13 protein-coding genes are annotated in these 13,875 nt (G+C 74.3%); all 13 read left to right on the top strand.

Annotated features, from left to right (window positions below; translation table 11 throughout):
• Positions 1–931, top strand: a 931-nt coding sequence (prmA, locus tag RB150_03485) for a 50S ribosomal protein L11 methyltransferase (GenBank protein MDQ7819604.1), incomplete at its 5' end; no start/stop codon positions are given.
• Positions 932–941: 10 nt separating this feature from the next.
• Entirely contained in the window at positions 942–1,703 is a 762-nt protein-coding gene (locus tag RB150_03480; protein ID MDQ7819603.1) for a 16S rRNA (uracil(1498)-N(3))-methyltransferase, read from the top strand.
• Between the two features lie 91 nt (positions 1,704–1,794).
• Positions 1,795–2,832 carry an N-acetyl-gamma-glutamyl-phosphate reductase gene (gene argC / locus RB150_03475; GenBank protein MDQ7819602.1) on the top strand — a complete coding sequence of 346 codons (1,038 nt, stop codon included), beginning with the start codon at positions 1,795–1,797 and terminating at the stop codon, positions 2,830–2,832.
• A 21-nt stretch (positions 2,833–2,853) separates the two neighbouring features.
• Positions 2,854–4,074: a bifunctional glutamate N-acetyltransferase/amino-acid acetyltransferase ArgJ gene (gene argJ / locus RB150_03470; protein MDQ7819601.1), complete on the top strand. Its 1,221-nt coding sequence runs from the start codon at positions 2,854–2,856 to the stop codon at positions 4,072–4,074.
• Positions 4,074–4,967 carry an acetylglutamate kinase gene (argB, locus tag RB150_03465; GenBank protein MDQ7819600.1) on the top strand — a complete coding sequence of 298 codons (894 nt, stop codon included), beginning with the start codon at positions 4,074–4,076 and terminating at the stop codon, positions 4,965–4,967. The genes argJ and argB overlap by 1 nt, the downstream gene beginning before the upstream one ends.
• A gap of 7 nt (positions 4,968–4,974) precedes the next feature.
• On the top strand, positions 4,975–6,195 hold the full coding sequence (locus RB150_03460; GenBank protein MDQ7819599.1) for an acetylornithine transaminase: 1,221 nt from the start codon (positions 4,975–4,977) through the stop codon (positions 6,193–6,195).
• The gene (locus RB150_03455; protein MDQ7819598.1) at positions 6,192–7,454 is read left to right on the top strand and encodes an argininosuccinate synthase; all 1,263 of its coding nucleotides are present in this window, start codon (positions 6,192–6,194) and stop codon (positions 7,452–7,454) included. Before RB150_03460 ends, RB150_03455 begins: the two co-directional genes overlap by 4 nt.
• Positions 7,455–7,469: 15 nt before the next feature.
• On the top strand, positions 7,470–8,927 hold the full coding sequence (argH, locus tag RB150_03450) for an argininosuccinate lyase (protein ID MDQ7819597.1): 1,458 nt from the start codon (positions 7,470–7,472) through the stop codon (positions 8,925–8,927).
• Positions 8,928–8,953: 26 nt separating this feature from the next.
• The gene (argR, locus tag RB150_03445) at positions 8,954–9,403 is read left to right on the top strand and encodes an arginine repressor (protein ID MDQ7819596.1); all 450 of its coding nucleotides are present in this window, start codon (positions 8,954–8,956) and stop codon (positions 9,401–9,403) included.
• Positions 9,404–9,495: 92 nt separating this feature from the next.
• Positions 9,496–11,604 carry an HDIG domain-containing protein gene (locus RB150_03440; protein MDQ7819595.1) on the top strand — a complete coding sequence of 703 codons (2,109 nt, stop codon included), beginning with the start codon at positions 9,496–9,498 and terminating at the stop codon, positions 11,602–11,604.
• A 170-nt stretch (positions 11,605–11,774) separates the two neighbouring features.
• Positions 11,775–12,212 (top strand): rRNA maturation RNase YbeY, encoded by a 438-nt coding sequence (ybeY, locus tag RB150_03435; GenBank protein MDQ7819594.1) that lies wholly within the window; start codon positions 11,775–11,777, stop codon positions 12,210–12,212.
• Positions 12,209–12,697 carry a diacylglycerol kinase gene (locus RB150_03430; protein MDQ7819593.1) on the top strand — a complete coding sequence of 163 codons (489 nt, stop codon included), beginning with the start codon at positions 12,209–12,211 and terminating at the stop codon, positions 12,695–12,697. The genes ybeY and RB150_03430 overlap by 4 nt, the downstream gene beginning before the upstream one ends.
• A gap of 131 nt (positions 12,698–12,828) precedes the next feature.
• Positions 12,829–13,839, top strand: coding sequence for a transporter substrate-binding domain-containing protein (locus tag RB150_03425; GenBank protein MDQ7819592.1), 1,011 nt, complete (start codon positions 12,829–12,831; stop codon positions 13,837–13,839).
• The last annotated feature ends 36 nt before the right edge of the window (positions 13,840–13,875 follow it).

Genomic DNA, 13,875 nt, shown 5'->3' with positions numbered 1-13,875 from the left:
CGCCCGGGGGCGACGTCCGGGGATCCGCCTGAGCGGCGGTGCGGCGCACGCCATGCGGTGGGTAGAGATCGCCATCACCACGACCCCCCAGGCCGCCGAGGCGGTGGCCAACATCCTGCTGGAAACCCGCGTGGGAGGCGTCCAGGAGGAGACGCCCCGCTCCGGCCAGGTCGTGCTGCGGGCGTACCTGCCGGTCGGGCCGGCCACCGACGTGACCCTGCGGGCCATCGCCCGGCGCGTCCGGGCCCTGCCCCGGGTGGGACTGGATATCGGCCCCGGCCGCATCCGCACCCGCGTCGTCGAGGACGAGGGGTGGGCGCACGCCTGGAAGCGCTACGTGCGGCCGCGGCCCGTGGGGCGCACCCTGTGGATCACTCCGACCTGGGAGGCGGAGCCGCCGCCTCCGGGGCGGGTCGTGGTGAGCCTCGACCCGGGGATGGCGTTCGGCACGGGCCTGCACCCGTCCACCCGCCAGTGCCTGGAGGTGCTGGAAGACTGCCTGCGGGGCGGGGAGGTCGTCCTGGACGTCGGGACCGGATCGGGGATCCTGGCCATCGCCGCCGCCCGCCTGGGGGCGGCCCGGGTGGTGGCGGTGGACGTGGACCCGGTGGCGGTGGAGGTGGCCACCCGCAACGTGGTCCACAACGGCGTGGCCGACCGGGTCGAGGTGCGCGTGGGAACGTTCCTGCGCGACGTGCCCGAGCAGGGCGACCTGATCGTGGCCAACCTCACCGCGGACCTGCACCTGGAGTTCGTGGCCGAGGCCGCCGCGCACCTGCGCCCCGGCGGCCGCCTGGCGGCCGGCGGCATCGGCGCCGACCGGTGCCTGGAGGTGGAGGCGGTGGCCCGGGCCTGCGGGTGGACCGTGGTGGAGCGCCGCGCCGAGGAGGAGTGGCGGTGCCTGGTCCTCGCCCGCGCGGACTCCGGGTGAGGAGACGGCCGTGACGGAGCGCGACGCGCCGGCGCGGCGGTTCTTCGTGCCCGCGGACCGGGTGGCCGGGGATCGCGTGAACTTTGCCCGGGAGCAGGCCCGCCACATCGCGACGGTCCTCCGCCTGCGCCCCGGCGACCGGGTGGTGGCGTTTGACGGCAGCGGCGTGGACCGGGTCGTGGAACTGCTCACCGTCACCCCCGCGCAGGTGACGGGCCGGGTGGTGGAGGTGCGGACCGGGCGCACGCCGCCCCTGACCGTGGTGCTGGTTCAGGGCGTACCCCGGGGCGCCAAGATGGACGCGGTGGTGCGGGCCGGCACGGAGCTGGGAGTGGCGGAGTTCATCCCCCTCCTCGCGGCCCGCGCCGTCCCGCGGGCGGAGGGGCGGGTGGACCGCTGGCGGCGCATCGCCCGCGAGGCGGCCCAGCAGTGCCGCCGCAGCGACGTGCCGGCGGTCCATCCGCCGATGTCGTTGGCCCCGGCCCTGGCGCGCATCGCTTCCTGCGACCTCCGATTGGTCCTGTGGGAAGGGGAGACCCGCCGCACCCTGGCCGACGCCCTCCGGGACGCATCGCCCCGGCGGGTGGCGCTGGTGGTGGGGCCGGAAGGCGGCCTGACCGCGGCCGAGGTGGAGGAGGCGCGGGCCCAGGGCGCGCTGACCGTCACCCTGGGACCGCTGATCCTGCGCACCGAGACCGCCGGGCTGGCGGCGGTGGCTATGCTCCTGTACGAGCTGGTCCTGCGCCGGTCCGCCGTCCCGCCGGGGCCCTAGGGCGCCCGTCCGGACCCGCCGGTTGCCCTTGCATGTTCATGCAGAGGCTGGTATGATTTTTCGCACCGCGCCGCGCGCGGGCGGAGGGGCCATGGCGGTCCGGGTGAGCATCATCGGCGCATCGGGATACGGCGGGGGAGAGCTGGCCCGCCTGCTGGTGGGGCATCCCCGGGTGCGGCTCACCCATGTGGCCGCGGACACCCGGGCCGGCGAGCCCCTGGCCGGACTGCATCCCCACCTGCGGGGATTCACCGACGCCGTCACCGAGCCGGCGGATGCGGCCCGCATCGCCGCCGACTCGGACGTGGTCTTCCTGGCCGTGCCGCCGGGGCGCGCCATGGCCCTGGCGCCGGCGCTGGTGGAGCGCGCGCGGGTCATCGATCTCGGCGCGGACTTCCGGTTTCGGGACCCGCAGGTCTACGAGCAGACCTACCGGATGCCCCACGGGTGCCCGCACCTGCTCGAGCAGGCGGCCTACGGCCTCACCGAGTTCCACCGGGCGGAGGTCCGCCGCGCGCGGATCGTGGGCAATCCGGGATGCTATCCCACCGCGGCCCTGCTGGCGGTGGTCCCCCTGCTGCAGGCGGGTGTGGTGGCTCCGCGCGGCATCGTGATCGACGCCAAGTCCGGCGTGTCGGGGGCGGGGCGCAGCGCGTCCCTGGAGACGCACTTCAGCGAGGTCAACGAGAACGTCCGGCCCTATCAGGTGACTGGACACCGGCACACCCCCGAGATCGAGCAGGAACTTCTGGCCTGCGCCGGGCACGCGGTGACGGTGGCCTTCACCCCGCACCTGATCCCCATGACCCGGGGAATTCTGGTGACGGCCTATCTGCCGCTGGCGTCGGACCTCACCACCGAGGCGGCCACCGCGGTGTTGCAGGAGGCGTATGCCGGGGAGCCCTTCGTGCGGGTGCTGGCCGACGGCCTGCCCCAGACCAAGGCCACCACCGGCAGCAACTTCTGCGACGTGGCGGTGCGGGTGGACCGGCGGGCGGGCGTGGCCGTGGCCCTGGCGGCGCTGGACAACCTGGGCAAGGGCGCCAGCGGCCAGGCCGTGCAGAACATGAACGTCATGCTGGGGTGGCCCGACACTCTGGGGCTGGAGACCCCGGGACTGTTTCCCTGACGCGTCGGTGGAGGGTGCGCGATGGCGGTGCACGCGTCTGTCGTCTCCCTGCAGGCGGGCGGAGTCACCTCGCCCCGGGGATTTCTGGCGTCGGGCGTCCACTGCGGCATCAAAGCGTCCCGCCCGGACCTGGCCCTGGTGGTCTGCGAGCGCCCGGCCACGGCCGCGGCGGTGTTCACCACCAACCGGGTGAAGGCGGCGCCCGTCCTGCTGAGCCAGCAGCGCATCCGCTCGGGGCGGGCGCGGGCCGTGGTGATCAACAGCGGCAACGCCAACGCCTGCACCGGCCCCCGGGGCCTGGCCGACGCCCGGGAGATGGCCGCCCTGGTGGCGGCCGGGCTGGGCGCCTCCGAGGAGGAGGTGCTGGTGGCCAGCACCGGGGTCATCGGGGTTCCGCTGCCCATGGAGGCGCTCCGACGGGGCATTCCGCAGGCGGTGCGGGCCCTGCGGCCTGACGGAGGCGACGACGCCGCGCGGGCGATCCTCACCACCGACGCCTTCCCCAAGACCGCGGCCGCCCGGGTGGAGGTCGGCGGGGTCGCGGTGACCGTGGGCGGGATGGCCAAGGGGGCGGGGATGATCCACCCGCGCATGGCCACGACCCTGGGGGTGATCACCACCGACGCGGCGGTGACCCCGCCGGCGCTGCAGCGCGCCCTGCGCGAGGCCGCCGACGGTTCGTTCAACCGCATCTCGGTGGACGGCGACACCAGCACCAACGACTCCCTGTTCTGCCTGGCCAGCGGGATGGCCGGGAACCCGCCCCTGGACGAGGACAGCGAGGGGCTGGCGGCCTTCCAGGCCGCCCTGGACGCGGTGGCCCGGGAGCTCGCCCTGATGGTGGTGCGGGACGGGGAGGGCACCGGACGGATCGGGAGGCTCGTGGTGCGGGGAGCCCGTTCGGCCGACGACGCGCGCCGCGTGGCGGAGGCGGTGATGACCTCCCCCCTGGTGAAGACGGCGCTGGCGGGTCCGGAGCCCAACTGGGGCCGGATTGTCGCCGCCGCCGGCCGGTCGGGGGCGGAGGTGGATCCCGACCGCTTCGACGTCTGGATCGCCGGCCACCTGGTGGCCCGGGGCGGCGCCGCCGCGGGGGCGGACCTGGACGCCGTGGCGGCGGACATGCGGCGCCCCGAGGTGGAGATCGTGGTGGACCTGCGCCTGGGACACGGGGCGTGGTCGGGGTGGTTTTCTGACCTCACCGAGGCCTACGTGAAGACCAACGCCGGATACATGAGCTGATGAGACGCTCCGACGCCTCCCCCGCGGCCGATGCCCGGGCGCGGACCGACTCCGACCCGGGCGCTTCCCTCGCCCAGGCCCTGCGCTACGTGCGGGCGTGGGCCTCCCGCACCGTGGTGGTGAAGTACGGCGGCAGCATCATGGACGGCGAGCCCGCCGACACCCTGGCCGAGGACCTGGTGCTGCTCCAGGGGGCGGGCGTCCGCCCGGTCCTGGTCCACGGCGGCGGGCCGGAGATCACCCGGATGCTGGACCGCCTGGGCAAGCCCAGCCGGTTCGTCAACGGGCTGCGGGTCACCGACCAGGAGACCATGGACGTGGTGGAGATGGTCCTGGCCGGACGGGCGAACAAGGCCCTGGTGGCGCGCCTGGCGGCCGCCGGCGGGCGGGCGGTGGGCCTGAGCGGCAAGGACGGCGGGCTGCTGCGGGCCCGGCCTCTGGCCGGGCCGGAGGACCTGGGCCTGGTGGGCGAGGTGGAGGAGGTGGACCCCACGGTGGTGCGGGTGCTGGCCGAGCACGGATTCATCCCCGTGGTGGCATCGGTGGGATGGGGGCGGGACGGCCGCACCTACAACCTCAACGCCGACCACGCGGCGGCGGCGCTGGCGGGAGCGCTGGGCGCCGGCAAGTTCATCGTGCTCACCGACGTCCCCGGCATCCTCACCGGCCAGCCGCCGCAGGCGGAGGTGCTCTCCACCGCCACCGCCGCCCAGGTGCGCGCACTGGTGGCCGAGGGCGTCATCTCCCGGGGGATGATCCCCAAGGTGGAAGCGTGCCTGACCGCCCTGGAGGCGGGGGTGCCGTCCGCCCACATCATCGACGGCCGCCAGCCCCACGGGCTGCTGGTCGAACTGTTCACCGAGCAGGGGATCGGCACCATGATCACCCTTTGAGGCCGCCGTGGACATCCGCACCCTGATCGAGCTCAGCGACCGCTACCTGATGCGCACCTACCGGCGCGCGCCGGTCGCCTTCCGGTCCGGGGAGGGCGCGCGCCTGGTCGGGGTGGACGGGCGCACCTATCTGGATTTCGTGGCCGGCATTGCCGTGTGCGCCCTGGGGCACAACCACCCGGCCCTGACCCGGGCCATCTGCGCCCAGGCCGGCCGCCTTTTGCACGTGAGCAACCTCTACCACATTCCCGAGCAGGTGGACCTGGCCCGCTGGCTGGTGGAGCACTCGGTGGCCGAGCGGGTGTTTTTCTGCAACAGCGGCGCCGAGGCCGTGGAGGCGGCCATCAAGATCGCCCGCAAGGTGGGGCGCGCCGACGGAGGACGGCGGTTCGAAGTCATCGTGGCCGAGAGGGCGTTTCACGGCCGGACCCTGGGCGCGCTGGCGGCCACGGGCCAGGCCCGCTACCGCCAGGGGTTCGAGCCGCTGCCGGCGGGGTTCGTCTCGGTGCCCTTCAACGACGTCCCGGCCCTGCGGGCGGCGGTGACGCCCGCCACGTGCGCGGTGATGCTGGAGCCGGTGCAGGGCGAAGGCGGGATACACCCGGCGACGCGGGAGTACCTGGCGGAGGCGCGGCGGCTGTGCGACGACCACGGGCTGCTGCTGATCCTGGACGAGGTGCAGACCGGGATGGGCCGCACCGGGCGCCTGTTTGCCTACCAGCACTTCGGGGTGACGCCCGACGTGGTGACGCTGGCCAAGGGGCTGGGCGGCGGCGTGCCGATCGGCGCGGTGCTGGCCCGCGGGCGGGCGGCCGAGGCCCTGGCGCCGGGCGATCACGGGTCGACGTTCGGAGGCAACCCCCTGGCCTGCGCCGCCGCCCTGGCGGTGGCCCGGACCCTGGACGAGGAGGACCTGGTGGGGCGGGCCGCCCGGGTCGGGGACTACCTGGCCGAGCGGCTGCGCGCGCTGGCCCGCCGGCACCCGGTCATCACCGACGTGCGGGGTCTGGGCCTGCTGGTGGCGGTGGAGCTGGCCACCGAGGCGGCGCCCGTGGTGGACGCCTGCCGGGACAGAGGCCTGCTGGTCAACGCGGTGCAGCCCACCGTCCTGCGCCTGGCCCCCCCGCTGATCATCGGCGAGGCGGATGTGGACGAAGCCATCGAGATCCTGGACGCGGCCCTGGCGGCGGCCGCCGCCGGCCCGAAGGATGAGGAGGGACCCTCATGACGGCTCCGCGGACGGTGGTCCTGGCGTACTCGGGCGGCCTGGATACCTCCGTCATCATTCCCTGGTTGAAGGAGACCTACGGCTGCCGGGTGGTTGCCGTGGTGGCCGATGTGGGGCAGCCCGAGGACCTGGAGGCGGTCCGGCGCAAGGCGCTGGCCAGCGGGGCGGATGCCGCGCACCTGGTGGACGTCAAGCGCCAGTTCGCCACCGAGTTCATCTTCCCCGCCCTGCGGGCCAACGCGGCCTACGAGGGGCGGTACCTGCTGGGCACGGCCCTGGCGCGTCCGCTGATTGCCCGGGTGCAGGTCGAGGTGGCCCTGGCCGTGGGCGCCGATGCTCTGGCCCACGGGTGCACCGGCAAGGGCAACGACCAGGTGCGCTTCGAGCTCGCCTACCAGGCCCTGGCGCCGCACCTGCGGGTGATCGCCCCGTGGCGGGAGTGGACCCTGCGCTCCCGGGAGGACGAGCTGGCCTATGCCCGCGCCCGAGGCATCCCCGTCCCGGTCACCCCGGCGGCCCCCTACAGCGTGGACCAGAACCTGTGGCACCGCAGCGCCGAGGCCGGGATCCTGGAAGATCCCGGCCGCGAGCCGCCGCCCGACGCCTACGCCCTCACCGTGGCCCCCGAGCGCGCGCCCGACCACCCCACCGACGTGGAGATCGGCTTTGAGGCCGGCATCCCGGTCTCCCTGAACGGCGTCCCCACCGACCCGGTGACCCTGATCCAGACCCTCACGCGCCTGGGCGGCGCCCACGGGGTGGGGCGGGTGGACATGGTGGAGAACCGGCTGGTGGGCATGAAGGTGCGCGGGCTGTACGAGTGCCCGGCGGGGGCCATCCTGACCCTGGCCCACCAGGACCTGGAGTCCATCACCCTGGACAGGGACACCCAGCACTTCGCGGCCCTGCTGGCGCCCCGCTACGCGGAGCTGGTGTACTACGGCCAGTGGTTCTCGCCGTTGCGGGAGGCGCTGGACGGGTTCTTCGAGGTGGCGCAGCGGACCGTCACCGGCACGGTGCGGGTCCGCCTGTACAAGGGTGCGTGCGCCGTGGTCGGCCGCAGCTCCCCCGTGTCCCTGTACCGGCAGGACCTGGCCACCTTCGGCGAGGACGCCGTCTACCACCACGCCGACGCCGGAGGCTTCATCCGCCTGTGGGGCCTGCCCACCCGGGTGTTTGCCGAGGTCCACGCCGGCCGGATACGGGCCAATCTGCGCAATCGGCACGATCTCCGCGATCCCGTTGCGCAGATTGAGTAGATTGCGCAGATCGAGATGGATCACCGCATGTGGGGCGGGCGGTTTGCCGAGGACCTGGACCCGGCCCTGCTGCAGTACACCGCGTCCTTCGACGTGGACCGGCGGCTCCTGCCGTGGGACGTGGTCGCCAGCATCGCCCACGCCCGGATGCTGGGAGAGACCGGCATCATCCCCGCCTCCGACGCCGCCGCATTGGTGGAGGGGCTGCGGACCCTGCTGGCCGACGTCCGGGCCGGCCGTCTGGCGGTCGAGGGACCCTACGAGGACGTCCACACCTTCGTGGAGGCCGTCCTCTACCGCCGCCTGGGGCCGGTGGCCGGCCGCCTGCACACCGCCCGCAGCCGCAACGATCAGGTGGCCACCGCCTTCCGGCTGTACGTCCGGGAGCAGATCGTGCGGCTGGTGGACGCGGTGGCCGCCCTGATGGCGGCCGTGGCGGACCGGGCCGCCTCCGCCCTGGACGTCCTGCTGCCCGCGTACACCCACCTCCAGCGCGCCCAGCCGGTGCGCCTGGCGCACCACCTGCTGGCGTACCTGTGGACGCTGGACCGGGATGCCGACCGCCTGATGGACTGCTACCGCCGCGCCGACGTCCTGCCCCTGGGATCGGGCGCGGCGGTGGGGGTATCCTTTCCGGTCGACCGCGCCCTCGTGGCGGGTCTGCTGGGGTTCGCCCGGATCAGCCCCAACAGCGTGGACGCCACCGGCGACAGGGACTTCGCGGTGGAGGTGGCGGCCGACGCGGCGCTGCTGATGGTGCACCTGTCCCGGTGGGCCGAAGAGCTCGTCCTGTGGTCCACCGAGGAGTTCGGGTTCGTGGCCCTGGCCGATCGGGTGGCCACCGGCAGCAGCCTGATGCCGCACAAGAAGAACCCGGACGTGGCCGAGCTGATCCGCGGGCGCGCCGGGCGGGTGATCGGGTGCGCGGTGGGGCTGCTGGCCGCGCTGAAGGGACTGCCGCCCGGCTACCAGCGCGACCTGCAGGAAGACAAGGCCCTGACCATGGAAGCGCTGGACCTGGCCGCCGCGTCGGTGCGGGCGCTGCAGGTGTTCCTGGAAGGCGTGGAGTTCGTGCCGTCCCGCATGGAAGCGGCCCTCCAGGGGGGAGTCCTCACCGCCACCGAGGTGGCCGACTATCTGGCGCGCCGGGGGATGCCGTTTCGGGAGGCGCACCAGGTGGCCGGCCGCCTGGTCCGGGAGGCGCTGGAGCGGGGGTGCGCCCTGTGGGACCTCCCCCTGGAGGTGTACCGGTCCCACAGCCACCTGTGCGACCGGGACATCCTGGACGCGGTCCGGCCCCTGGCCGCTGTGGAGGCCAAGAATGTTCCCGGGGGGACGGCCAGGGCGTCGGTGCGCGCCCAGCTGGACGAGGCCCGCCAGCGCCTGGAGGAGGTGCGCCGGTGGATCGAGGGGGCCCGCCGGACGCTCGAGCGCGCGGCCGCGCTCGGCGCGCCATCCGCTCCGCCCGCGTGAGCTCGCCCGGGGCAGGGACGGCCGCGGTGCGCGCCGCCCGGATCCGGGAGATCGTCCGCACCCAGGAGGTCCGGACCCAGCAGGAGCTGGTCCACGCCCTCCGCCGCCGGGGAATCCGCGTCACCCAGGCCACGGTGAGCCGGGACATCAAGCGCCTGGGCCTGGTGAAGGTGGCCACCCCGGAAGGACACTACCGCTACGCCCTGCCGACGGACACGCCTGTCCCGCCGGGCACCCTGGACCGGCTGCGGGGAGTCTGCGCCGAGTTCGCCACCTCGGTGGAGCGGGCGATGGACCTGATCCTTGTCAAGACCGTTCCCGGAGGGGCGGCCCCGGTGGCCCAGGCGATCGACGACGTGCGCTGGCCCGAGGTGGCGGGCACGGTGGCCGGGGAGGATACGATCCTGGTGGTGCCCCGCTCCCGCGGGGTCGTCGGGGAGGTCCTGCGCCGGCTGCGGGCCCTGGTCCCCTCCTGACGGCCCCCGAGGGGGGACGCCGTCAGGCAGGGGCGGGTGGCGGCCGGGGTAAAATGCACCAGTGGCCCCCCGCCGTGGGGGCGGCCTCCTCTATGGCCATCACTCCGACCGCCCGGGGGCTGCGCAGGGCCTGGCGCGAGGCGCGGGCGCCGTTGCGGAAGACTGTCATCGGCGCGGCGACCTTCGTGGCCCTGGCGCTGGCCACCGGGCTCCAGTACCTGGCCCCCCGGCTGGAACTGCGGGTGGGGCAGGTCAGCCCCCGGGATGTGGAGGCTCCCCGCAGCGTCGAGTTCGTGGACCGCGTCCGGACCGAGGCCCTGCGCCGGGAGGCGGCGGCGGCGATCCGGCCGGTGACGCGCCTGTCGCCCGAGGCGACCGACAGGGCCCGGGAGACGATCGCCCGGACGTTTGCCGCCATCGACCGGGCCCGCGGCGTCGGCGGCCTCAGTTTCGCCGAGCGGGCTGCGATGCTGCGGCAGCAGGCGCCGGTCTCCCTGGACGATCCCGCGGTCCTGGCCGCCCTCACCCTGGACGCCCCCTCGCTGGCGGTGGCCCGCGCCACCGCCGAGCAGGCGGTGGCGCGGGTGATGGAGGAGGGGGTGCGGCCGGAGGACCTCCCGCGGGCCCAGGACCAGGTGCGGTCCGCCATCCGGGCGGTGCCCATCGCCGGGCGCACCATGACCCTGGCCAGCTCCGTGGCGCTGGCAGCCCTGCAGCCCAGCCTCACCGTGGACCTGGCCGCCACCCAGGCGCTGCGCCGCCGGGCCATGGAGGAGGTCGTCCCGGTGACCACCCGCATCCTCCGGGGGGAGGTGGTGGTCCGCCGGGGCGAGGTGGTGACCGAGGCCCACATGCAGAAGCTGACCGCGCTGGGCCTGGTGCGGGCGCCCCTGTCGTGGCAGCGTCCGGTGGGGGCGGCCCTGATGGTGCTCCTGCTGCTGGTGGTCAGCGGCGCCTACATCCGCCAGTTCCAGCCCGACATCTGGGCCCAGGACCGCCTGCTCCTGGTGTGGAGCCTGGCCGTGGCCCTGACGGTGGCCATGGCGCGCCTGCTGATCGGCCGGGTGAATCCCTACCTCATCCCCACCGGTGCGGGCGTCATGCTCATCGCCGTCCTCCTGCGGCCGCGCCTGGCCCTGTACACCGCGGCGGTCATCGCCCTGCTGGTGTCCACCGTGGCCGGGGGCGACGTACGCCTGGGCGTGGTCACCTTCGTGGGCTCCACCGCCGGGGTCTACGCCCTCAAGCGGATCAGCCACCGTACCGACCTCGTGGTGGCCGGCGTGTGGATGGGAGTCGCCAGCGCCCTGGTGGCGGCCGCCCTGACCCTGGGTGACCAGCTGCCGTGGTACCCCGACATGGTCGCCGAGATGGCCCACGCCCTGGGGCATGGGGTCCTGGCGGGCATCATCACCATCGGCACCCTGCCGTATCTGGAGCACCTGTTCGGCCTGGTCACACCCATCAAGCTGCTGGAACTGAGCAACCCCAGCCACCCCCTGCTGCGCCGGCTGCAGGTCGAGGCGCCGGGGACCTACCACCACAGCCTGATCGTCGCCAACCTGGCGGAGGCGGCCGCCGAAGCGGTGGGGGCCGACAGCCTGCTGGTGCGGGTGGGGGCGTACTACCACGACGTGGGCAAGATCCGCCGCCCGGCGTTCTTCGTCGAGAACCAGGCGGGCCTGGACAACCCCCACGACCGCATGACCCCCAGCCTGTCGGCGCTCACGGTCCTGTCCCACGTGCGGGACGGGCTGGAGTACGCCCGGGAGTACCGGCTGCCCTCCCAGGTGGCCGACTTCATCGCCCAGCACCACGGGACCAACCTGATGGCATACTTCTACCACCAGGCGGTGCAGAGGGGTGATTCGGTCTCCGAAGACGTCTTCCGGTACGACGGTCCCAAGCCCCAGACCCGCGAGACCGCCATCGTGATGCTGGCCGACGCGGTGGAAGGCGCCACCCGGGCGCTGACCCGCCCCACGCCCGACCGCATCGAGCAGACGGTCCGGCGCATCATCCGGGAGAAGCTGGACGACGGCCAGCTGGACCAGTGCGACCTCACCTTCCGGGACCTGGACGCCATCGCCCGGGTGTTCGTCCGCCTGCTGGCCACCATGTTCCACCCCCGGGTGGAGTATCCGGAGCTCGAGCGCGACCTCCGGACGGGCGCCCGGGACCGGCCGGCGTCGGTGCGCTGAGAGCGCGCGGTCCGGGGTGCAGGCGGGCATCGCGCGCCGCTCCGGCGCCACCCCCACAGGAGTGCGCGGGGGGACAGAACGTGCAGGTGCGGGGTTCCCGACGATCGCGCAGGTCACGGCGGGACGGGAGGGCACCGGCCGGTCGGCCTCGCCGCTCCGCCACGGTCGGGGTGGTCGCCCGGGTCACGGTGTCGCCCCGGTGGGTGCGCCTGGTCCGCCGGGTGGTGCGCCATGTGCTCGGCCGCCGCCGGCATCCTCCGGGAGTGCGGGTGGACGTGGCCCTGGTCGGGGACCGGGAGATCCGCCGCCTGCACCGCCGGTACCTGGGGGCAGACAGGGCCACCGACGTCCTGTCGTTTCCCGGCGGCGCGGAACCCGGACCTTCCCGCGGGGTCCGGTGGCTGGGGGAGGTGGTGATCTCGGTGGACCGGGCCCGCGCGCAGGCGCGCCGGGCGGGGCATCCTCCCGCGGCGGAACTGGCCCTGCTGGCCGCCCACGGGGTGCTGCACCTGCTGGGGTACGACGACCGCCGCCGGACCGACGCCGCGCGGATGGACCGCCTCCAGCGCCGGCTCCTGCGGGAGATCGGCATCGAGGTGCGGGGGTGAGGGAGCCGGCGTCCCGGCGCACCCTGCGCCAGGCCTTCGCCCACGCCTGGGACGGGCTGCGCCACGCCGTGGCCACCCAGCGCACGTTCCGCGTACAGCTGGTCCTGGCCGCCGCCGTGACGGTCGTGGCGGCGTGGCTGCGCCTGCCGTCGCTGCAGGCCGCCGTGGTGGTCCTGGCGATGGCGGCCGTCCTGGCCGCGGAGCTGCTCAACACGGCCCTGGAGGTGGTGGTGGACCTGCTCGTGCAGCGCAACCGCCACGAGCTGGCCCGGGTGGCCAAAGACGTGGCCGCCGCCGCGGTGGTGGTGGTCTCGGCCGCGGCGGCCGTTGCGGGGGTCCTCGTCCTGGGGCCGCCCCTGGGCACGGCGGCGGGCCTCGCCCCCGGGGCGGCGGAGCGCTGGGCCCGGATCCTGGCCGCCGTGGCGGTCGCCGGCGGAGCCGCGGGCCTGCTCGTCGTCCGGCGGTCCGGCCCGCCCCGACCGTAGCGGGCTCCACAGGGGGACGGCCGCGCGGCGTGGAAAGTAGCCGCAGGGCGCCGGGGCCGGATCGGGTGAGGTCGGCCACATCCGCGCAGGGTCCGGTGCGGCGTTCCGGCGACCTACGGGGAGGTGGAAGCGTGCGCAGAGGTGTGGCCTATCTGCTGGCCGTGGCCCTCACGGTGGCCGCGGTCTCGTACACGGCGCTGGCCCAGCCCCGCACCCGGGTGGACATGGTCCGCGCCCGGGGCAAGCTGATCTGCGGCGTCTCCGGCGCCACCCCCGGGTTCTCGTTCCCGGATCCGGTCTCCGGCCGCATGGTGGGATTCGACGCCGACTTCTGCTGGGCCGTGGCCGCGTTTGTGGACGTCCCCGATGTGGAGTTCGTCAACCTCACCTCGGCCAACCGCATTCCGGCCGTGGTGTCCGGCGCGGTGGACGTGGTGTTCCGCACCACCACCGTCACCATCAGCCGGGACGACCAGGTGGACTTCGGACCCGTGACCTTCTACGACGGCCAGCGGCTGCTGGTGCGCGCCGCTTCGCGGATCGCCGGGCTGGACGACCTCAACGGCGCCCGGATCTGCGTCCACTCGGGTACCACCAGCGAGCGGAACATCACGGACCAGATGCGCCAGCGGGGGTTCCGGTTCCAGCTCATCACCTTTGCCGAGGCCAAGCAGGCGTTTGACGGTCTGGTGGCGGGCCGGTGCGACGTGTTCACCACCGACGCGAGCCAGCTGACGGCCTTCCGGTCGACGGCCCCCAACCCGGCGGACTTCAAGATCGTGGGCAAAGAGTTCAGCGACGAGCCGCTGGCCCCCATGTACCAGGAGAACGACTCCAAGTGGGCCGACGTGGTGAACTGGACCGTCTGGGGCGTGATTCTGGGCGAGGAACTGGGCATCACCCAGGCCGTCGCCCGCGACGCCGCCCGGCTGGCCGAGCTGTCGGGCCGCGACCCGGTGGCCAAGAACTTCCTGGAGGCGAAGGGCGGGGCGATGCTGCGGGTCCTGCGGCTGGTGGGCAACTACGGGGAGATCTACGACCGCTACTTTGGTCCCCGCCAGAAGACGGCCATCACCCGCGCGGGGACCCGCAACGACCTGGCCAGCCGGGGCGGGGCCATGACCAGCCGCCCCTTTAGGTAAAGGCCGCGGTAGCGGCCTACCTTATTCCCCTCTCCC

Source organism: Armatimonadota bacterium, from assembly GCA_031081675.1.
Lineage (GTDB): Bacteria > Sysuimicrobiota > Sysuimicrobiia > Sysuimicrobiales > Kaftiobacteriaceae > Calidihabitans > Calidihabitans tengchongensis.
Note: the sequence above shows the minus strand (reverse complement) of the source record. Positions and strands in the feature narration are given on the sequence as shown.

Excerpts from the sequence above, each read along its gene's own strand:
- argC (MDQ7819602.1), top strand. The coding sequence starts at position 1,795 with ATGGCGGTCCGGGTGAGCATCATCGGCGCATCGGGATACGGCGGGGGA.
- argJ (MDQ7819601.1), top strand. The coding sequence starts at position 2,854 with ATGGCGGTGCACGCGTCTGTCGTCTCCCTGCAGGCGGGCGGAGTCACC.
- argB (MDQ7819600.1), top strand. The coding sequence starts at position 4,074 with ATGAGACGCTCCGACGCCTCCCCCGCGGCCGATGCCCGGGCGCGGACC.
- RB150_03455 (MDQ7819598.1), top strand. The coding sequence starts at position 6,192 with ATGACGGCTCCGCGGACGGTGGTCCTGGCGTACTCGGGCGGCCTGGAT.
- argH (MDQ7819597.1), top strand. The coding sequence starts at position 7,470 with ATGGATCACCGCATGTGGGGCGGGCGGTTTGCCGAGGACCTGGACCCG.
- RB150_03440 (MDQ7819595.1), top strand. The coding sequence starts at position 9,496 with ATGGCCATCACTCCGACCGCCCGGGGGCTGCGCAGGGCCTGGCGCGAG.